This window comes from Anaerolineae bacterium, assembly GCA_016931895.1.
In the GTDB taxonomy this organism is placed as follows: Bacteria; Chloroflexota; Anaerolineae; order 4572-78; family J111; genus JAFGNV01.
Genome location: JAFGDY010000111.1, coordinates 1 through 4191, shown reverse-complemented (window position 1 = coordinate 4191; position 4191 = coordinate 1). Strand labels below are relative to the sequence as shown.

General features: G+C 54.5%; 5 protein-coding genes. All 5 read left to right on the top strand.

Going from position 1 to position 4191, the window contains the following annotated elements; genetic code table 11:
• Positions 1 to 189: hypothetical protein (locus tag JW953_08580; protein MBN1992750.1), on the top strand; the 189-nt coding region annotated here is incomplete at its 5' end.
• Entirely contained in the window at positions 176 to 1000 is an 825-nt protein-coding gene (locus JW953_08575; protein MBN1992749.1) for a glycosyltransferase family protein, read from the top strand. The genes JW953_08580 and JW953_08575, both read left to right, overlap by 14 nt.
• Positions 997 to 1857 carry a transketolase gene (locus JW953_08570; protein ID MBN1992748.1) on the top strand — a complete coding sequence of 287 codons (861 nt, stop codon included), beginning with the start codon at positions 997 to 999 and terminating at the stop codon, positions 1855 to 1857. The genes JW953_08575 and JW953_08570 overlap by 4 nt, the downstream gene beginning before the upstream one ends.
• Before the next feature lie 10 nt (positions 1858 to 1867).
• On the top strand, positions 1868 to 2815 hold the full coding sequence (locus JW953_08565) for a transketolase (GenBank protein MBN1992747.1): 948 nt from the start codon (positions 1868 to 1870) through the stop codon (positions 2813 to 2815).
• 231 nt (positions 2816 to 3046) lie between these two features.
• Positions 3047 to 4191, top strand: a 1145-nt coding sequence (locus tag JW953_08560) for an aminotransferase class III-fold pyridoxal phosphate-dependent enzyme (GenBank protein ID MBN1992746.1), incomplete at its 3' end; no start/stop codon positions are given.

Sequence of the window (4191 nt, the reverse complement as noted above, 5' to 3'; positions counted from 1 at the left end):
GTGTACATTGGCCTGGCGCTGGGTAAAGAAGTCCACTCGTATTTTGACCTGGAAATGCTCCAACTGCTGGCGCCCATTCAAAATGGCGGCGTCTCCGGTCAAAACATCGCCCAAGTTTGCCGGGATATTTTAGAAGAGCGCCAACCGGAAAGGAAAGGAGTATTTTTATATAACCATGCCACCGCTTAACATTGTTACCGTTATTCAGGCCCGTAGGGCGTCATTGCGTTTGCCGGACAAAGTGATGCTGCCCCTGGCCGGAGAACCGTTGTTGGTCCGCATGGTTGAACGGGTGCAAGCGGCTACCCTGTCCGGCACGGTGGTGGTGGCTACTACGTTTAGCCCGGAAGATGACCCCATTCAAGACCTTTGTCTGGCGCAAAACATTATCTGTTACCGGGGCCATCCGTTTGACCTGCTTGATCGCCATTACCGGGTGGGCTATCAATTCAATGCCGATGCTGTGGTGAAAATTCCGTCCGATTGCCCGCTTATTGACCCCCACATCATTGACCGGGTCATCGGCGCTTACCTGGCCGAGCCTAAGGCTTACGATTACGTGAGCAATTTGCACCCCCCCTCGTATCCAGACGGCAACGATGTGGAGATTATGTCGCTCAAGGCGCTGGGTATTGCCTGGCGGGAAGCCTGGCACGATTTTCAGCGCGAGCACACCACGCCGTACCTATGGGAAAATCCCGACCGCTTCCGTTTACACAACGTATTATGGGAAACCGGGCTGAATTATGCCATGACCCATCGTTGGGTTCTTGACTACGCAGAAGACTACCAACTTATCAGCGCGGTTTACGACGCGCTCTATCCCCACAACCCAAACTTCGGTTTGTTTGATATTTTGGATTTGCTGACCCAACGGCCCGACATCGCCGCCATAAACCAAAAATATGCCGGGGTCAACTGGTATCGCCATCACCTGGATGAATTGAAGACCATTGACCCCGCCGACACCCGGATTCCGGCAGAGGAACAGGCGCTATGAGCAAACCCGACCATGCCCAGTTAGAAAAAATAGCCCTGAAAGTGCGCGAACACATTATCCGTATGTCCACCGACGGGGGATGCTTTACCGGCGCGTCATTATCGTGCGTTGATTTAATTGTTTACCTCTACCTGAAATTTCTCAACCTCAACCGGCACAACCTTACCGACCCCCACCGGGATTACCTGTTTCTCTCCAAAGGCCACAATGTCCCCGCCCTGTACGGCACGTTTGTGGAACTGGGTTTGCTGGAACGCCAGCGCCTAAAAAATCATCTCGCCCCGCACGACTCCCTTTACTGGCACCCCAACCGCAACATCCCCGGCGTTGAATTTCATTCCGGCTCGCTGGGGCATCTGCTGGCCGTGGCCGTGGGCGTGGCGATTGATTGCAAACTGCGCCAAAAAGATAATAAAGTGGTAGTTATTACCGGAGATGGTGAGTTGAACGAGGGGTCAAACTGGGAAGCTTGCCTGGTGGCCGCGGCCTACAAGCTGGACAACCTAGCGATTGTGGTTGACCGCAATACTTTCCAGGCCAACGAGCAAACTGAAGATTTAATTCCGCTGGAACCACTGGGGGCCAAATTCGAGGCATTTGGCTGCGCGGTTGATTGGGTTGACGGCCACAATTTTGCCGCGCTTGATGAAACATTTGCCCACGTTCCCTTTGCCGGCGGCAAACCCAGCGTGATCATTGCCGAAACTGTGCGCGGGCGAGGCTTGCCCAGCCTTGAAAAACGCGCCGACCGCTGGTTTTGCAATTTTACCCACGCAGAAGTTGAACAACTGCTTCAAGAACTTTACAACGCCAACAACAAAACTCACCCCATTTCTGAAACTCTGCTTGTACGCTAAGGAATAAAGAATGAATTACGAAAACGCCCTCAAAGAAGTTGTACTGAATGACGATCGCTACATCGTACTGACGGCCGAAAATCGCGCCGCCATCCGCAACCTACCCCAGGCCCTGGGCGAACGTTTTATTGATACCGGCATTACCGAACAAACGATGGTAGGTATGGCCGCCGGGCTGGCCCTGCGGGGACGCATTCCGATACTCCACGCCCTGGCTACATTTTTGACCATGCGCGCGTTTGAATTTATCCGCACCGATGTGGGTATCGGCAATTTATCGGTCAAACTGGTTGGCGGGGTGCCGGGCTTTTTATCCGAGGCCAACGGTCCCACCCACCAGGCATTGGAAGATGTGGCCCTCATGCGCGGTATCCCTAATATGGGCGTCTTTTGCCCGGCCGATGAGGAGGATTTGGTAATTGGCCTGCCGCAAGTTCTCAGTATCCGCCAGCCGTTTTATATCCGGCATACCAGCCAACCGGCCATCATCAAACATAATCCCTCCTTTACCATCGGCGAGGCCGAGATTATTTCGGGCGGCGCCGATGTGACGATGCTGGTTTACGGGATGTTGTTTCAGCAGGCTTTCGAAACCAAACGCTTGCTGGAAGCGGAGGGAATCTCGGTACGCCTGATCAATCTACGCACGGTCAAGCCCATTGACGAAGTTGCTATTTTGCGGGCGGCCCGCGAAACACAACTGCTGGTGACGCTGGAAGACCATTTTCTCACCGGCGGGCTGTTTTCTATTGTCAGCGAAATCTTGACCCGGCACGAGTTATCAGCCAGAGTACTGCCCCTGGCCTTGCAAAATCGCTGGTTTAAGCCTGCGCTTTTGCCCCAGGCGCTGGATTACGAAGGTTTCACCGCGCCCCAACTTACGGAGAGAATTTTACAAAAATTCTACCAGGTTTTACCCCGCAAACCGGAGTCGGCGTTATTGCCGGTTGGCGTGTAGCGGAACGAAAACGAGAATAAAAATTTAAACTACCCCCACCCGTCGCCGGCGCGACTCCCTCCCCCGGCATTGGGGGAGGGTTGGGGAGGGGGTTATTTTCACAGGAGGGTGTGTTTCAAATCAGTTGAAGGAGTGCAGAATTCATTCTGCCTCTGCCAAAAAGCGGAATAAACTCCGCACTCCAGGGGTAGTCTCAACTCAAATGAAACACACCCTTCACAGGAGGCTCCTATGCCCAACAATGTTCAATTCAATGCCAATTATCCCCCCATCGCCGAGTCGGATAAACTCTACGCCCGCGCTAACGGCCTGATTCCGGCTTACACCCAAACACTGGCCAAAGGCCCCACCCAGTATGTTAACGGCGTGGCCCCCAAATATTTGCAGCGCGGGCAAGGGGCGCGGGTGTGGGATGTAGACGGCAACGAGTATCTTGATTTTAATATGGGCGTTGGCCCCATTTCGTTGGGCTACTGCTACGGGCCGGTAGACGAGGCCATCCAACAGCAACTTGAAGACGGCATTACCTTTTCGCTGGTGCATCCGCTGGAAGTAGAGGTGGCCGAACTCATCGCCGAGGTCATTCCCAACGCCGAAGCCGTCCGCTTTAGCAAAACCGGCGCCGAAGTGACCAGCGCCGCCGTCCGGCTGGCCCGCGCCTGCACCGGGCGAGATAAAGTGCTCTGCTGCGGCTACCACGGCTGGCACGATTGGTACATTGGCGTAACACCCCGCGATTTAGGCGTGCCCCGGGCCGTGAAAGCGTTGGTACACACCATCCCCTACAACGATATAGCCACAGTGCTGGCTTCATTGGATGAGGATACTGCCTGCGTTATTCTGGAACCGATGGTATTCGATTTTCCCCAAAACGATTTTCTGGCCAAACTCAAAATTGCCTGCGAGGGCAACGGCAGTTTGTTGATTTTTGACGAAATGTGGACCGGCTTTCGCCTGGCGCTGGGCGGCGCACAGGAACACTTTGACGTATTGCCCGATCTGGCCTGTTACTCCAAAGCCATCGCCAACGGCATGCCGCTATCCGTGCTCACCGGGCGGGCAGACGTGATGCGACTGCTGGATGAAGAGGTATTCTTCTTTTCGACCTTTGGCGGCGAAGCCCTTTCGCTGGCCGCGGCCAAAGCCACCATCACTGAACTCCGCCAGAAGGATGTCCCCGCCTGCCTGGCCCGGCAAGGCGAAAAACTGAAAACCGGCTACAACCAACTTGCTCAAGAACTGGGCATGGATAGTTACACCGCCTGCAAAGGGCATCCCAGCCGCACGCTGATAACGTTTGATGAATCGGCGGGTAATCCCTTGCTGATGAAATCGCTGGTGCAGCAAGAGTTGATTAAACGCGGCATACTGTGGTC